This is a genomic window from Streptomyces sp. NBC_00252 (assembly GCF_036187565.1).
Classification (GTDB): Bacteria; Actinomycetota; Actinomycetes; order Streptomycetales; family Streptomycetaceae; genus Streptomyces.
This window is the reverse complement of record NZ_CP108087.1, coordinates 2355358-2367083: the sequence shown is the minus strand read 5'-3', so window position 1 is coordinate 2367083 and position 11726 is coordinate 2355358. Positions and strand designations below refer to the sequence as shown.

The window sequence follows — 11726 nt, the reverse complement described above, 5'->3', positions numbered from 1 at the left end:
CGGGTAACGCCGCGGCCATCTCCGACGAACCCGCGCCCTAAGACCCGACCTTCCAGACCCCCGCCGCAGCAGCATCCCGCACGAACTCCGCAAAATCCCGAGGCTCCCGCCCCAGAACCTCCTGCACCCCCTCGGAGAGATACGAGTTCCGCCCGTCCAACAGCGACTCGAACAACTCCACCAGGAACTCGACTTCCTCCGCCGGCACCCCGAACCCCGCGAGAGCATCCCCGTACTGACGAGCCGACACCGCCCGGTACGTGAGCTCACGTCCCGTCACCGCCGCGATCTCCCCGACCGCCTCCCCGAAGGTCAGCAACCGCGGCCCGGACACGGTGACCGCCCGCCCGACATACCGCTCCCCACCCGTGACCACCGCCACCACCACATCCGCGATGTCCCGCACATCGACGAACGGCTCCCGCACCGAACCCCCGGGAAACACCAGCTCCCCGCTCTCCCGAAACCCCTCCACCAACGGCCCCTCGCTGAAGTTCTGCGCGAACCATGACGCCCGCACGACCGTCCAGTCCGCCCCGGACCCGCGCAACGCCTCCTCCGTGGGCCGAGCCCGCTCCTCCCCCCGCGAGGACAGCAGCACCAGCCGCCGCACCCCCAGCCCGACCGCCTCCTGCGCGAGCAACCCCACCGCGCGCCCCGCGTCCGGCGCCCCCACGTCCGACGGGTACACGAGGTACGTCGCATCGGCACCCCGCAGGGTGTCCGCCCACGTGGACCGATCCGCCCAGTCGAACCCCCGCGCCCGAGTGGCCTCCCGCACGGTCAGCCCCGCCTCTCGCGCCGCCTCCGCCACCCGCCGCCCGGTACGCCCCGTGGCACCGGTGACCACAATCGTCATGTTCCGCGCATTCTGTGTCATGCCTTCCAGTCAACGCCCGCGCACCGGCATCGACCATCGCTGAACGGCTCATTCCCATAAGCGCCCGTCTACGCTGGCCACATGGACGCCCTGGCAGGCCTTCTGGAGGGTCCACGCGCGCGTGGCGCCTTCATGATCCGTGCGTGCTTCGACCCGCCGTGGGCGGTCCGCATCGAGGACCGTGCCCCGCTCACCGTCATGCTCATGGTCCGCGGAGACGCCTGGATCACCCCGGACACGGGGGAGCGCGTGCGGCTGCGGCCCGGCGACCTCGCCATCGCCCGCGGCCCGGACCCGTACACCTGCGGTGACACCCCCGACGCCGCCCCGCAGGCCGTGATCCTGCCCGGCGGCGAGTGCCGGTACCCCGACGGCACCCCGCTCAACGGCTCCATGGACCTGGGCGTCCGCACCTGGGGCGACCGGCTCGACAGTTCGACGGTCATGTTCATCGGTACGTACCTCATGCGCGGCGAGATCAACGGCCGCCTCCTGGACGCCCTCCCGCCGTTGCTGACCCTCCCGTCCGAGGTCTGGGAGTGTCCGCTCACCCCGCTCCTCATGGAGGAGACCGTCCGCGACGAACCCGCCCAGGAGGTCGTCCTGGACCGCCTCCTCGACCTGCTGGTCATCGCCGCGCTGCGGGCCTGGTTCTCCCGCCCGGAGGCGGAGGCGCCTGCCTGGTACCGCGCGCAGGCCGACCCGGTCGTGGGCAGGGTCCTGCGTCTCCTCCAGGACGACCCCGCCCACCCCTGGACGGTCGCCTCCCTGGCCGCGAAGGCGGGTGTCTCCCGCGCGGCCCTCGCCCGCCGCTTCACCGACCTCGTCGGCGAACCGCCGATGTCCTACCTCACCGCCTGGCGCCTCGCCCTCGCCGCCGACCGCCTCCGCGACACCGAGGACACCATCGGCGCGATCGCGAGACAGGTCGGCTACGGCAGCGCCTTCGCCCTGTCCACCGCCTTCAAGAGGGTCTACGGCTTGAGCCCGCAGGAGCACCGGACGCGAGCGGGATAGCGGCTCCGGTGGCCACCCGGCGACCGGCGTAGCCTTTTGAGCGTGTACGTGGAGAGGGCGTCGCGGCTGCCGGGCGCGGTGGTCTGGAGCCGAACCGTCGAGAACCCCACCGCGGGGCCGGTCCTGCCCGACGGCTGCATGGACCTCCTCTGGAACGAGGGCCGCCTGCTGGTCGCCGGTCCGGACACCCGCGCGTACGCCCCCGGCGGCGAACCCACCCACTGGGCAGGAATCCGCTTCGCCCCCGGCACCGCCCCCACCTACCTCGGCGTCCCCGCACACGAACTCCGCGACCGCCGCGTCGACCTCACCGACCTCTGGCCCACCGCGACGGTACGCCGCCTGCACACCCGCATCGCCAACTCCCCCGACCCGGCAGCCGAGTTGGAGCGAATGGCACTGGAACGCGCGGCACAGACCCCGGCCCCCGACCCCCTCCTGCGACACCTCGTCGCGGCCCTCGACACCGGCCGCCCGGTCGCCGCCACCGCCGACGAACTCGGCCTCGGCGCCCGCCAGTTGCACCGCCGCTCCCTCACCGCCTTCGGCTACGGCCCCAAGACACTCGCCCGGGTGCTACGCCTCCAACGCGCCCTCACCCTGGCCCGCGCCGGAGTCCCCTTCGCGGAGACGGCGGCCCGGTCCGGTTACGCGGACCAGGCCCATCTCGCCCGTGACGTCAAGGAGTTGGCGGGGATGCCACTGGGCGAACTACTCGGCAGGTCCGGCTAGTGCTGTGACCGCACAGGTTCGCCGCGGGTGGTCGTGACGGTGGATCAGGAAGGCCGCGGCACCAGCGTCAGGCGAGCGAGCCGAGCTCTGCGGTCACGATGTCCGAGAGGCGTTGCGCGGTGGCGAAGTCGGGAGTGAGGCGGTTCTTGGTGACCGCGAACGACGTCCCCGTGGCGGGGTCGGCGTAGGCGTAGCTGCCCCCTCCGCCGGGCCAGCCGAACGTGGTCGGTGCCTCGTCCACCGGAGCGCCGACGCGACCGAGCGGATAGCCCAGGACCAGCCGCGCGGGGTTGCCGAAGACCTGGTCGGTTCCCTCGAAGGCGACCGCCGACACCGCCGCCAGCTGGTCCGCGCCGATCAACCGGCCGTCCAGGATCGCCGCGTACACGGTCGCGATCCCCCGTGCGGTGAAGGTGCCCACGGAGGGGACGTCGGCCTGCACGAAGTCGGAGCTGTTGCCCATCGACGCCCGGGGTCGCCGTTCCCACGGCGCCAGGATGCCGTCGTGCTCCGCCGGTTCGGCCGGATGCGGCTCGGCGTCCTCCAGCCGGGCGAGCCGTGCGAGCGCGGCAGGGGGCACGCCGAAGTACAGCTCACCGACGATCCCGAGGGGCGCGGCGACCCAGTCGTGCACCAGCCGCCGCATCGGCTGCCCGGTGACCCGGCGCGCGATCTCGCCGACCAGGAAGCCGAAGGTGAAGGAGTGGTAGCCGGTCCGGGTGCCGGGTCGCCACCGAGGTTCCGCCCCGGCGATCGCCGCGCAGACCCGTGGCCAGTCGGCCAGGTCGGTGGGGCCGAGTCCGCCGGGCATCGCCGGCACTCCCACCGTGTGCGTCAGCACCTGTCGCAGGGTCGCCGTCTCCTTGCCGTGCACCCCGAACTCCGGCCACACCTCCGCCACCGGCGTGTCGTAGCCGACCAGGCCGTTCCTGACCAGCAGGTGGGCGATCAGCGCGGTCACGCCCTTGGCGGTGGAGAAGCTGAAGAACAAGGTCTCCGGGGTCACCGGCCGCCCGGTCGTGCCGTCGGCGACGCCGGCGACGGCGTCGACGACCTGATCGCCCCGGTGGTGGACGGCCACCTGCATCCCGGTCTCGGCCCCGGAAGCGACCAGTTCGTCCACGACGTCCTGGACCCGGCGCTGGAGAGTCATCAGAGCTCACCGCGCAGCACGGCGTGGCCGGTCTCGGCGTCGAAGGGCACCGACGCGTGCTCGTGAACGATCGTCCAGGTGTCGCCCTGCCGACGGAGGCAGCTCGTCGCGCGCACCCACATGCCGACCTCGGTGCCGTCCCGCATCGTGCCGCTGACCCGGACCAGGAAGTGGCAGAACGCGAGATCGGCTCCGGGGGTGATCTCCAGGTCGCGGATCTCATGTCCGATCCCGGTGCGGTACGACGCGATCCACTTCTCCAACCGGTCGGCCGGGTCCTCGCCACGGCGGACGAACGGGCCGACCGCGTCGTACAGCACGAGGTCGTCGGCGTAGTCGGCGGCCGCGGCGGCGGCGTCCCGGCGGCCGAACGCCCGGGTGCGGGTCTCCAGCAGCTCGCGGATCTGCCGGTCGCTGTCCGCCGTCATCGCCGGGCCACCTGACGGCCGAGTGCGTCCAGCCAGTCGCCGGTTCCCTGCTCGCGCCACTCGGGCTGTTCCCGGTCGTCCAGGAAGGTGCCCTGTTCGGTGAGGAGCAGGCGGGTCCCGTCGCCGTCGCGGGTGAACCGCACCGTGGTCAGCGACACGGTCGACAGGACCTCGTCGGCGAACAGGGCCGTGGTGTAGACGATCCGCTCATCGGGGACGATGTCGTGGTACTCGCTCCTCGCGACGAGGGCGACCCCGTCGCCGCCGTGCACCGTCTCGGTGCCGCCGACCCGGAAGTCCAGCGCGTAGCGGCCGTCCTCGGCCGCGAACCACTTCGCCTTCGTGTCGCGGTCGGACCAGGCCGCGAAGACCGCGGCCGGCGAGGCGTCGTAGGTCCGCTCCAGCGTGAACGTGCCGTGTTTCACCGAGTGGTCGGTCATGATCCTGACTCCTTCGGCTGGTCGTCGAGGACCGCGCCGAGGCGGTCCAGGCGGTGCTCCCACGCCGTGCGCCTGCGCTGCAGCCACGCCTCGGCGTCGCGAAGGCCGGCCGGATCGATCTGGCAGGTGCGCACCCGTCCGACCTTCTCCGACCGCACGAGCTCGCTGTCCTGCAGCACCCGTAGGTGCTGGACCGTCGCGGCGACGGTCACCCCGAGCAGGGCCGCCAGCTCGCTCACGGTGGCCGGGCCGTGGGTCAAGCGCTCGATCACGGCCCGTCGGTTCGCGTCCGCAAGCGCGTGGAACACCCGGTCCGCCACCTCCGCATCATGCTTAAGCATGTACTTAACTTTGACCACCAGGTCCGAAAAGTCAAGTGGAGGCTTAAGTTTCTGGTCCGCCCGGTGGCGGACCACGGCGTGCCGACGCCGACAGCACGGTGATCCTTCGAGGTCACAGCACCAGCGGGGCGAAGAGGTCCACGCCGTTGCCGTCGGGGTCGTGCAGGACGGCGTACCGCTGCCCCCAGAAGGCGTCCCACGGCTTCAGCTCGCCGTGATGACCGGCGCCGACCAGCTCCTCGTAGACCCGGTCGACCTCGGCGGGGTCGTCGCAGAGCAGCGCGAGCGCGGCACGGTTGCCGCCGCCGGGTGCCTGCCACCCCGGGTGGAACGAACGAATCGTGTCCTCGGTGTCCAGCAACAGCCGCAGCCCACCCGGCAGTTGGGCCTCGGTGTGCGGCTGGTTCTCGGCGTCCTCGGGGAACCCGAACCCGAGCCGACGGTAGAAGGCGACAGAGGCGGCCATGTCGGAGACGACCAGGCCGATAGCGTCGAATCGTGGAGTCATGGGGCCACGGTAGGCGGGGCCGGGCGGGCCGGTCTTGAAGGAATCGGACACGGAGGTCGTGTCGGGCACGGGGGTGCTGTCGGGGTGGTGTCCGGCTGCTCAGCCGAAAGCGACCGGCCCGCGCGGGGTGTCCAGCGTGAAGGAGAGACCCACCGGCCCGGTCGCCACCGCCAGCTCCACGCCCACGGCCGACAGCAACGGGCGGATGTCGTCCGGCATCGGCGCCGTGGCGGACAGCTCCAGCAGCGGTGCGACGGGAAGATCCGGGGCGGTCGTCGGATGAGGCGAGGAAGCCCAGTCGATGAGGAACGGCACCAGGCCGGACGGGTGCGCGGTGTCCCCGTCGGTGAGCCGCCACTCCAGCAGCGTCCCGTCGGGCCGCCGACGGCTCATCGCCCGCACGGGCCCGGGGTCGTACCCCCGCGCACGGGCCGCCGCGACCGCCGCGTCCAGATCGGGCGGGGAGACCGCCCACGTCACCGTCCGGGCGGCGTCCAGCCCGTCGACACCGAAGGGCCGCGGCCCTGGTGGCTCGGGCTGCTCCAGGTCCGGCCCCAGGATCTCCAGATAACGCGAACCACCCAGCGAGACAAGGAAGTTGCGGGTGCCGAGCCCGACATGGGCTCCGCCCGCGACCGGCACGATCCCCGTACGCCCGGTGAACTCGGCGACCGTGGCCGCCAGATCGGGGGTCGCGAGGACGAGGTGATCGAGAAGTACGGGAATGGCATTCATCCCCACCGAGGCTACGCGGCGAACCCGCACCACAGCAGGGGGAGGGCCCTCAACTCCGTTACGCACAGCGGGATGCCCGGTATCGCACCGACGAAGGTACCTGTTCTGCCGGAGGGACCGAGCCCCCCGCGTGAAATAGGCTGGCCGCATGGCTGCCGCGCCCCGCCTCCTCGTCTACACCCGTACGACCGCCTACCGCCACGACTCCATCCCGGCCGCCGTGGCCGCCGTACGCACGCTCGGCCCCTTCGAGGTCACCGCGACGGAGGACCCGGCCGCCTTCGAGCGCCCCCTCACCGACTACGCCGCCGTCGTCTTCCTCTCCACCAGCGGCGAGGTCCTGACACCGGCGGGCCGCGAACACCTCGCCGCCCACGTCGAGTCGGGCGGCGGCTTCGTGGGAGTCCACGCGGCGGCCTGCACGGAGTACGACTGGCCTTACTACGGCGACCTGTTGGGCGCCCGCTTCGCCCAGCACCCCGCCTACCAGCCCGGCAAGGCCATCGTCGAGGACGACACCCATCCGGCCACCCAACACCTGCCCGCCGTATGGCAGTTCACGGACGAGTGGTACGACTTCCGCACCACCCCCCGGAGTTCGGTCCACGTCCTCATCACGGCCGACGAATCCTCGTACGAGGGCGGCCGGATGGGTCCCGACCACCCCCTGGCCTGGTGTCACCGGAAGGGCGAAGGACGCGTCTTCTACACGTCCCTGGGCCACGCCTCCGAGGCCTACGAGGACCCGGCCTTCCGCGCACATCTCCTCGGCGGGATCAACTGGGCGGCGAGGCAGGGCTAGAGGCGTCGCCGTCGTACGGCGGGACGGCGGCATGTCTCACTCCGCCGGACGCCATACGGCAACCGCCCGGCGCCCCCGTGCTCGCCCGTTCCACCAGCCGCGTCGACAGCTCCGTCCGCGTGCCCTCCGGCCGGTCCCCGTCCATCAGCCGGACCAGTAACCGCAGCGCAGTCGCCGCCATCTCGGACAGCGGCTGCCGGATCGTGGTGAGCGCCGGAGTGACCCAGCGGGCCTCTGGAAGGTCGTCGAAGCCGACCACGCTGATGTCGTCCGGGACGCGCAACTGCCGTTCCGTCAGGGCCTCGTAGACGCCGAGCGCCATCCGGTCGGAGCAGACGAAGACCGCTGTGGGCGGCTCGGGCAGGTCGAGGAGTTCGCGCATGCGGGTGCGGGCCATCGCCTGGTCGAAGCCGCCGTGACGGATGAAGTCGGCGCGAATCGGCACCCCCGCCGAGGTGAGCGCGGAACGGTACCCGGCGACGCGGGCCGCGCTGCACATCTTGTGCCGGTGACCGGCGATCACGGCGATGCGTCGATGGCCGAGGGCGAGCAGGTGCTCGGTCGCGGTCACCCCGCCCTGCCAGTTGGCCGCGCCGACCGACACCACGCCCGGCGGCGGCTCGTGCACGGGGTCGATCATCACGAACGGGATGCGGTGCTGGTCGAGCCACGCGTACTGGGACGGCGTCAACTCCGCCAGATTGAAAAGGACTCCGGACGAACCCCGGCCAACGAGCTTGTCCAGCCAGCCCCGTTCGGGCCGGTCGGCCCGCGTCCGGGTCAGCCCGGCCGAGACCACCACCTCGAGACCCGCCTCGTACGCCGCCTCCTCCACCCCGTGCAGCACCGCCCCCGACCACGAACTCGCCAGCGAGTGCACCACCAGGTCGACCATTCCCGGCGCCTTGCCCGCGTCGAACCTCGGCCTGCGCACATACCCGAGCCGCTCCAGCGCCTCCGTCACCCGCCGCCGCGTCTCCGGCGCCACGTCCTCCCGGCCGTTGACCACCTTGGACGCCGTCGGCACGGACACCCCCGCCTCCCGGGCCACGACCGCCAGCGTGGGCCCCGCCGTCACGCCCGCGTTCCCCGTACGGACCATCGGGTACCGCCTCTCCAGCCCGCCCGAGGGCCCTCGAAAGTTTCGACCAGCGCCGCTTCCCACGACCGGTAACCCGTCGGTCAGAAAGCGCTTCCTACGATAGGGTGCGCGCCAACACGGCGGGAAGACCAGGGAATTCACCCGATGGCACCGACCCGCTCTTCCGAAACCCCGAACAGGGAAGAAAGCGTCACCTTAGGGTCAGTCGGACCTGCACGTCAGCCGGAACCCCGCGAAGTCCGCCGTGAACTCGCCCCCGACCAGATCCCACGCATGCACTCCCGCCATCGCCCCCGTGAACCGCAATCGCGACCCGTGGTCGTCGGACAGCCGGCTGAAGTCCAACTCCGGCCCGACCGCCGTCCGTTCACCCTCCCGCAGCCACCAGAACCTCGCCCCCGCCCCCTCGACCGTCACCCCGAGCGCCAGCGGGACACCGGCGTCCACCGCCACGAAGGCCACCTGCCGGGTGCCCTCCTCGTCCCGCTCCACCAGGCTCAGCACGGTGCGGCCACCACCCGCCCACTGCTGCCCCCGCTGCCCCTCGCCCTCGGGCTCTGCCCACGTGAGATGCAGGCTCAGATACGCGTCGGCGCCGTACCAGAGCACCAGCCCCGCCGCCTGCGTGAACGTCAACGGCCGCGCCTCGACCGTTACTTCGGCCTCCGCGCGGTGCTCCGTGATCCGCTGGGCCAGCAGACTGTGCGCCCACCGCGACTCGGGCCCGTGCCGCCCGCGCAACCGGATCCAGCCGGGGCGGGTGGTGGCGTCGGCCCAGGAGGGGGCCGGGTACCCGCGCGGACTGCTCCACGGCCAGCCCAACGGACCTTCGGAGTGGGGGACTTGGTCCGGTGGGGCGGGACTCGTCGGCAGGTCCACCTCGACCGCGGGATGCCGGCCGCCCTGCCGTAGTCTCGGCCAGCCGTCCGCGTCCCAGGTCACCGCCTGGATCGCCGTCTCGCGGCCCAGGGTGCAGCGCGGCCCGTCCGGTGTCCGGACCGGCCGTGATGCCAGGTGGCTCAACACCCAGTCCCCGCCCGGAAGTTCGACCAGTTCACCGTGGCCCGCCTTCTGCAACGGCACCGACGGGTCGTCCCGGGACGTCAGCAAGGGACGGTCGTCCAGCTCGTACGGACCGGTGACCGTACGGCTGCGTGCCACCAGCACGCCGTGCTCGAAGCCCGTGCCGCCCTCCGCGAGCAGCAGGTGGTACCAGCCGCCCCGCCGCACCAACTTCGGTCCTTCCACGAGCCGTTCGTGCTGGAGCAGCAGCCGGGTCGGGCCGACCGGGGCGAGCGTGCCGCGGTCCAGCTCGGTCGCGACGATGCCCGCGAAGCGGCGGCCACCCGGGCGGGAGTCGTTCTGGAGGTTGAGCAGCCACAGCCGGCCCTCGTCGTGGAACAGCGCCGGGTCGAAACCGTGGCTCACCACCCGCCGCGGGGCCGTCCACGTCCCGGCCACGTCCGTCGCCGTCGTCACGTACACATCCAGGTCGAAGTACGGCGTGCCGACCGAGCGGACCACCGAGTACGTCAGCCAGAAGCGCTCCCCGTCCCAGCTCAGCGAGGGTGCCCAGACGCCGCCCGAGTCGGGGACCCCGGCCAGGGAGTCCCCGGGGACCGCGCCCCGGACATGGCCCGCGTACCGCCAGTCGGCCAGGTCGCGGGAGCGGTGGATCGGGATCGTCGGAAACCACTCGAAGGAACTCGTCGCCACGTAGTACCGGTCGCCGACCCTGACCATCGACGGGTCGGGGGCGAAACCACGGACAACAGGGTTGTGCAGCAAGGTCACTTGAGGGCTCCCAGCGTGACGCCGGTGCGCCAGTACCGCCGCATCGCGACCATCATCACGGCCATCGGCACGATGGAGAGCAGCGCGCCGGTCAGGACCAGGCCGGTGAGGTCGACGCCCGACTCCAGGCGTTTGCCGGTCCAGTTGTAGAGGCCGATGTTGAGGGTCCAGTTCTCCTCGCCGCGCAGCACGGTCAGCGGGAGGAAGAAGGCGTTCCAGGTGTTGACGAAGGCCAGGAGGAAGACCGTCGCGCCGCCCGTCGTCATCATCCGCAGCACGATGCTGAAGAAGATCCGCAGCTCGCCCGCGCCGTCCAGCCGTGCCGCCTCCAGGAGTTCGAAGGGGACCGTGGCCTCCGTGTAGACCTTGGCGAGGTACACGCTGAACGGGTTGATCAGGCAGGGGATCAGCATCGCCCAAGGCGTGTCCACCAGGCCGATCTTCGAGAACATCAGGTACAGCGGCAGCGTCAGCAGCGCGATCGGGATCAGGAACGAACCCACCACGCACGCGAACACCGCGCCGCGGCCCGGGAATTCGAAGCGGGCGAGGCCGTAGCCCGTGGCGAGGGCGATGAGCGTGCCGCCGAGGGAGCCGACTCCCGCGTAGAGGAAGGAGTTCGCGGTCCAGCGCAGGAAGATGCCGTCCTCGTAGGTGAAGACCTGCCGCACGTTCTCCCAGAGGTGCATGCCGGAGAACCAGAGGCCGTTGCTCTGGTAGAGACCCGTGCGGTTCTTGGTGGCGGCGACGATCAGCCACCACACCGGGAACAGGCTGTAGGCGCTGGCCAGGACCAGTCCGGCGAGCAGGAAGCGCTGGCCGCCGCGTGAACGGGCCACGGGATCGGGCTTGTCGAGGCGTCGGACCTGATGGGCGTTCCGGCGTTCTTCGGTGAGGGTCATCAGTCGGCCTCCTTCGCGGTGAGCCGGTAGAAGAGGAAGGAGGCGAGACCGAGGATGAGGGCGAGGAGGACCGAAAGGGCCGCCGCGTAGTGGTAGTTGCCCGCGTTGAACGCCTGGTTGTAGATCACCATGATCGGCGTGAAGCTGTCGTTCACCGTCTGCGGGGTGACGTTCCGGAACAGCGCCGGCTCGTTGAAGATCTGCAGCATCTGGATGATCGAGAGCATCCCGGTCAGCACCAACGCGCCCCGCACGTAAGGGATTTTGATGCTTGTCGCGACCCGGAACTCGGAGGCGCCGTCCAGCCGGGCCGCCTCGAAGAGGTCGCGGGGGACACCCTGGAGCGCGGCGTAGATGATGACCATGTTGTAGCCGATGCCGTGCCAGGTCAGCAGGTTGCCGATGGACGGCCACACCATCGAGGGTGCGAAGAAGTTCCAGGACAGCCCGAACACCTTGCCCAGCGGCGTCAGCGGCCCGACGTCCGGGCTGTACAGGTTGATCCACACGATGGCCGCGACCACCCCGGGGATCATGTATGGCACCAGGAGGAGGATCCGGAACCGTCCCGCCGCCTTGGACGACAGCGCGTCAAGGAACAGCGCCAGCAGCAGGCTGACGAGCAGCATCACCGGGATCTGCACGCACGCGAACAGCACCACGCGCAGCACCGAGTTCATGAACGCCGAGTCGGTCAGGCCCTGTCGGTAGTTGTCGAGGCCGGAGAACTTCTGCGTGGAGCCGCCGAGGCCGAGGCCCGACTGGTGCTCCACGAACAGTGACTCGTGGACGGCGTACCCGATCGGGATCAAGTACAGGAAGACGAAGCCGAGTTGGAAGGGCACCGTGAACGCGGCACCCTTCCAGCGCTGGGAGCGGATCATCGGCGCTG

At 71.3% G+C, this 11726-nt stretch carries 14 protein-coding genes; 3 read left to right on the top strand and 11 right to left on the bottom strand.

Annotated elements, in window-relative coordinates; all coding sequences use genetic code 11:
• Positions 1-37 precede the first annotated feature (37 nt).
• Positions 38-880, bottom strand: coding sequence for an NAD(P)H-binding protein (locus OHT77_RS10270; RefSeq protein ID WP_328827877.1), 843 nt, complete (start codon positions 878-880; stop codon positions 38-40).
• An 81-nt stretch (positions 881-961) separates the two neighbouring features.
• Between OHT77_RS10270 and OHT77_RS10265 the strand changes: the two genes are divergently transcribed.
• Together OHT77_RS10265 and OHT77_RS10260 are read left to right on the top strand one after the other, a co-directional pair.
• Positions 962-1897 carry an AraC family transcriptional regulator gene (locus tag OHT77_RS10265; protein ID WP_328827875.1) on the top strand — a complete coding sequence of 312 codons (936 nt, stop codon included), beginning with the start codon at positions 962-964 and terminating at the stop codon, positions 1895-1897.
• 42 nt (positions 1898-1939) lie between these two features.
• On the top strand, positions 1940-2629 hold the full coding sequence (locus OHT77_RS10260) for a helix-turn-helix domain-containing protein (protein ID WP_328827873.1): 690 nt from the start codon (positions 1940-1942) through the stop codon (positions 2627-2629).
• A 67-nt stretch (positions 2630-2696) separates the two neighbouring features.
• Here OHT77_RS10260 and OHT77_RS10255 read toward each other — a convergent pair whose 3' ends face one another.
• From OHT77_RS10255 to OHT77_RS10230, 6 genes are all read right to left on the bottom strand, one after another.
• A complete protein-coding gene (locus OHT77_RS10255) occupies positions 2697-3782 on the bottom strand; it encodes a serine hydrolase domain-containing protein (protein WP_328827872.1) in 1086 nt (361 codons plus the stop codon).
• A complete protein-coding gene (locus OHT77_RS10250; protein WP_328827871.1) occupies positions 3782-4210 on the bottom strand; it encodes a YybH family protein in 429 nt (142 codons plus the stop codon). The genes OHT77_RS10255 and OHT77_RS10250 overlap by 1 nt, the downstream gene beginning before the upstream one ends.
• Positions 4207-4650, bottom strand: coding sequence for an SRPBCC domain-containing protein (locus OHT77_RS10245; RefSeq protein ID WP_328827870.1), 444 nt, complete (start codon positions 4648-4650; stop codon positions 4207-4209). Before OHT77_RS10245 ends, OHT77_RS10250 begins: the two co-directional genes overlap by 4 nt.
• Positions 4647-4991: an ArsR/SmtB family transcription factor gene (locus tag OHT77_RS10240; protein ID WP_328827868.1), complete on the bottom strand. Its 345-nt coding sequence runs from the start codon at positions 4989-4991 to the stop codon at positions 4647-4649. The genes OHT77_RS10245 and OHT77_RS10240 overlap by 4 nt, the downstream gene beginning before the upstream one ends.
• Before the next feature lie 112 nt (positions 4992-5103).
• Positions 5104-5499, bottom strand: a complete 396-nt coding sequence (locus OHT77_RS10235) for a VOC family protein (RefSeq protein ID WP_328827866.1) — start codon at positions 5497-5499, stop codon at positions 5104-5106.
• Between the two features lie 99 nt (positions 5500-5598).
• Positions 5599-6234: a VOC family protein gene (locus OHT77_RS10230; protein ID WP_328827864.1), complete on the bottom strand. Its 636-nt coding sequence runs from the start codon at positions 6232-6234 to the stop codon at positions 5599-5601.
• Between the two features lie 148 nt (positions 6235-6382).
• Between OHT77_RS10230 and OHT77_RS10225 the strand changes: the two genes are divergently transcribed.
• On the top strand, positions 6383-7036 hold the full coding sequence (locus tag OHT77_RS10225) for a ThuA domain-containing protein (protein WP_328827863.1): 654 nt from the start codon (positions 6383-6385) through the stop codon (positions 7034-7036).
• Here the strand turns inward: OHT77_RS10225 and OHT77_RS10220 are convergent.
• From OHT77_RS10220 to OHT77_RS10205, 4 genes are all read right to left on the bottom strand, one after another.
• Positions 7011-8114 carry a LacI family DNA-binding transcriptional regulator gene (locus OHT77_RS10220; RefSeq protein WP_405881875.1) on the bottom strand — a complete coding sequence of 368 codons (1104 nt, stop codon included), beginning with the start codon at positions 8112-8114 and terminating at the stop codon, positions 7011-7013. The genes OHT77_RS10225 and OHT77_RS10220 overlap by 26 nt on opposite strands.
• A 225-nt stretch (positions 8115-8339) precedes the next feature.
• Positions 8340-9932: a family 43 glycosylhydrolase gene (locus OHT77_RS10215; RefSeq protein WP_328827861.1), complete on the bottom strand. Its 1593-nt coding sequence runs from the start codon at positions 9930-9932 to the stop codon at positions 8340-8342.
• The gene (locus OHT77_RS10210) at positions 9929-10834 is read right to left on the bottom strand and encodes a carbohydrate ABC transporter permease (protein WP_328827859.1); all 906 of its coding nucleotides are present in this window, start codon (positions 10832-10834) and stop codon (positions 9929-9931) included. Before OHT77_RS10210 ends, OHT77_RS10215 begins: the two co-directional genes overlap by 4 nt.
• The gene (locus OHT77_RS10205) at positions 10834-11718 is read right to left on the bottom strand and encodes a carbohydrate ABC transporter permease (protein ID WP_328827857.1); all 885 of its coding nucleotides are present in this window, start codon (positions 11716-11718) and stop codon (positions 10834-10836) included. The genes OHT77_RS10210 and OHT77_RS10205 overlap by 1 nt, the downstream gene beginning before the upstream one ends.
• Positions 11719-11726 lie beyond the last annotated feature (8 nt).